The sequence below is a fragment of the Candidatus Micrarchaeia archaeon genome, from assembly GCA_041650355.1.
Taxonomy (GTDB): domain Archaea; phylum Micrarchaeota; class Micrarchaeia; order Anstonellales; family Bilamarchaeaceae; genus JAHJBR01.
Map to the genome: position 1 here is coordinate 1 of JBAZLI010000089.1, position 3,526 is coordinate 3,526.

General features: G+C 51.9%; 4 protein-coding genes and 1 tRNA gene. 1 reads left to right on the forward strand and 4 read right to left on the reverse strand.

What is annotated here, in order from left to right:
* The 4 genes from WC488_05055 to WC488_05070 form a co-directional block, all read right to left on the reverse strand.
* On the reverse strand, positions 1–312 hold a 312-nt coding region (locus WC488_05055), incomplete at its 3' end, for a hypothetical protein (GenBank protein MFA5077766.1).
* The gene (locus tag WC488_05060; protein MFA5077767.1) at positions 309–1,226 is read right to left on the reverse strand and encodes an EF-Tu/IF-2/RF-3 family GTPase; all 918 of its coding nucleotides are present in this window, start codon (positions 1,224–1,226) and stop codon (positions 309–311) included. The genes WC488_05060 and WC488_05055, both read right to left, overlap by 4 nt.
* 28 nt (positions 1,227–1,254) lie before the next feature.
* Positions 1,255–1,366: transfer RNA gene (locus WC488_05065), tRNA-Gly, on the reverse strand.
* A gap of 35 nt (positions 1,367–1,401) precedes the next feature.
* Entirely contained in the window at positions 1,402–2,040 is a 639-nt protein-coding gene (locus tag WC488_05070) for an ankyrin repeat domain-containing protein (GenBank protein MFA5077768.1), read from the reverse strand.
* A gap of 114 nt (positions 2,041–2,154) precedes the next feature.
* On the opposite strand from WC488_05070, the gene WC488_05075 reads away from it, so the two are divergent.
* Positions 2,155–3,526 (forward strand): hypothetical protein (locus tag WC488_05075; protein MFA5077769.1); only part of this gene is annotated, 1,372 nt, incomplete at its 3' end.

Genomic DNA, 3,526 nt, shown 5'->3' on the forward strand with positions numbered 1-3,526 from the left:
CGGTCCCTCTATATACCCCTCTACCCCAGATGGCATGTACGCCTTTATCCTCGCGTCGCACGCCTCCCTGTCAGCCCCGGTGTATTCAAAAGCGTAATCCACTGCGTCTCTTGCGGACTGTTGCGTGCTCATCCCGACTTTCGGGTACACGCTCATGAACAGGTCCCCGTTTCCTGGCTCGAGAGCCAGGCTCATGTTCACCAGCACTCCGCTATCCTCCAAGACCGCAGGTAGGTAATGCCACGCGCTCCCGCTGCATTCGGCAAAGGCAGAAGCAGCCAAAACCAGGATAACCAACAGAACCTTCCTCATACAATCGCACCCGCACCCAGCATCCTGGGCTTCCTCCCAGGGTCCACTATGTACAGCGCATCCCCGCCCTCAAATGCAAACTCCCTTTCGCACTCAATCTCGACCTGCCTTTTCATTCCGGCTGCAACATCATCACTCAGCGTGGCTTCGGCAAACTGGAGTCCAAGGTACGCGAAAACCTTCCTTCCCTTGGGAATCCCCTCCTTGATGAATTTCGGGCACTCGACTTCAGCCCTGAATTTTTTCCCCCCTAAGATTCCATCCCCAAATACAAAGCCCCTTTCTATGCTCTCGGCCTCGGCGCCCTTTATGTTCGCGCCCACCCTGGAGCCATCGCTTATCTCGTTAACGTTCTCATCGTGCAGTTGGAGCGACTTCACCTGGATTTTCCGCCCCCCGGGGAAGAGCGCCATCTCATCGTGCACCTTCACTGTTCCGCGCACTATCGCGCCGAGCGCAACCACCCCTATGCTCTTGAGGTTGAACACCTGGTCCACTATTATTTTAGTCTTTCCATCCTTCCATCCGTTCCGCACAGTGAGCAGTTTTTCGCGTATTTTTATCAAATCATCCTCAATCGTTTCCCATTTCTCGAGCGCGGTCCCCTTTATGTAATTCTCTATTCCGCCTTTGTCCCCAACGAAAGCCCCTGGCTTTCCCGCAATGATGAGAGAGGCAAGCAGTTCCGGAAACTCCTTCTTCCCCGCGTCCGGCCTGAACAGGACGAAATCCGAAAGCGCCAATCCGAAAACGAGCGGGTGAATTTTCTCAGGGTAAAGCGTGGGCTCTATTATCTCAACAGCGGTTTCGCCCTGCTTGTACATGTATATGGTGAAATCTCCCGGAGCCCCTTTCTTCCCTATTTTCGCGTTGGTTTCCGCATCCAGCAGAGAAAGCACTCGTATACCTTTCATAAGAACCATCCATTTTAGAATAAAAAGATGCGTCCGCCGGGGAAATCGGTTTCCAGCTTGCACAAAACAAGAAGCTGGAAGCACTCGAACCCGGGTCGTTGGCTTGGGAAGCCAAAATCCTACCACTAGACTACGAACGCAACTACCAGACTATGCAAAAACAGGTTATTAATTCTTACACTTGCTTCATCATTCCTCTCGCTTCATCGAGGAGAGGCTTGAACACCGGATTCGAGCCAAGCTCTTCGAGCGCGGAAATAAGCGGCCTGAGATTCCTGGGCTCAACATTCTTTACGCCCGCGCCCCTCCTGACCAGCTCTTCAGCGATTCTGTGCCCTTCGTTTCCGTTTAATCTTAAAAGTGCAAGCGAAAGCGGAGTGTGCCCTGAAGGATTCACCGCGTTTGGATCTGCTCCGCTTTCCAGTAACATCTTCACCAGCTTTTCCCGGTCTGATAAGTGGTTGCTGCCGGTTACTGCCGCATGAAGCAGCGTACTAGGCTTTGCGCCAGCTCCTGATTTCAGAAGATTCGAGAGAATGCGCTCGACAATCTCAACACTCCCTCCCGTAGCAGCATTAATGAGCGTGTTCGCATCAGGTTTAGCTTTTTCGGCAAGCAAATCAAATTTACCCCTATCCCCGCTTTTCGCAGCCGCATCCAGCGCTGCTTTCCAGTCCCCGGAATTTGCAGGCATCCCCCTGTCTATTGCCTTGATAGTTTCCACTAGTACATGCAATGATGCCAAGCGCGCATTAACCACGAGCGCATGCGGCCTATAGGGCTCTTTTCCGCTTTGCTTAACTGCAATCGCCATATTTACACCTAATTACACTATCCTGAACCAAATATTTTAAATCTGTTTCCATCAATCGGCATACCCCCAAGTACTCCTAATTACGATTAATAATGTTGTCCGAGAGTTGCGCGCATGCAGACTTTTTTCCGCCATCCTTCAATCAGAAAGCACCAGAAGGACATGGTGGCAGATGTTTATTTTGCGCTCCAGAACAAGAAGCACCTGCTCGCGCACGCGCCATGTGGAATAGGGAAAACAGACGCAGCGCTTTCCCCTGCGATTACCTACGCAATCGAGCACAATCTGGATGTTCTCTTCCTCACCCCGAAGATTTCCCAGCACAAGCTCGCTGCCGAAGTAGTGAAAGGGCTTGCTGAAAAATACGAATTAAAGCCTAAAGCAGTGGATTTGATAGGACGGCGACATTCGTGCATCCATCCTGCGATGGAAAAATTGGACTATGACGCGTTCTATCCAGCGTGCGAAAAACTGCGCGAAAAAGGCGGATGCGCGTTCTACCGCAACGCGAAGGGAAGCAGCAAGCTGGAGGAAGCCAAAGCCGAAATCCTTTTCCATAAAATACTCGCGGATTACGGGAGCATACGGGGGCATTCCGAGCTAATCGCGGCCTCGAGGGAACTGGAGGCGTGCCCGTACGAAATAATGCTCAAGCTCTCCTCATCATCCCAGTTCATCATCGCGGACTATTTCCACGTGATAGCCCCGCAGATACGCGAGCTGTTCATGCGCAAATCCAAGAAAAAGCTGGAAAATTCCATCATAATAATAGACGAGGCGCACAACCTCCCTGCGCGCGTGCGCGACTATCTCTCGGTTTCATTCAACAACCGAATGGTCTCGCGCATGGAAAAAGAGATGCGCGCCCTGGGGGGAAAGATGGATTTCGAGGAGGAAATGGAATCCTGGGCAAAAGAAATCCTAAAAAATGAAACCGAGTGCCTTCTCCAGCCAACGCAGCTCAACTCCCTGCTTTCCTATTTCCAGATGAAGCCCGAGGAGCTTTACGAATATTTCGAGGCTTTAGGACTGGAATTCGTGGGCAAGACCGGGAAGAAAAGCGCTTTGCTCAAGTTCTCGAAGTTCCTTTTCGGATGGTTCGAAAACACTCCTGGCTCGGTGCGCATCCTGCGCGGAAAAAAGGACTTCTTCTCGATTTCCAAGCGCTTCATGGACCCCGCGATAATCACATCCGAGCTCAACCGCGCCCATTCCTTAATATTGATGAGCGCAACCCTGCACCCGATGCGCATGTACCGCGACGTATTGGGCTTGGACGAGAAACGCACTTTGATGAAATGCTATCCTTCCCCGTTCCCGAAGCCCAACCGACTCAATCTCATAGTGGAAGGCACGACCACCAGATACACACAGCGCGGGGAGGAGGAATACAGGAGAATAGCCGGGTTGATAGACGAGGCGCACTCGCTGAAAGAAGGCACCGCGGCTTTCTTTCCCTCTTACAAGGTGCTCCAATCCGTGCTTC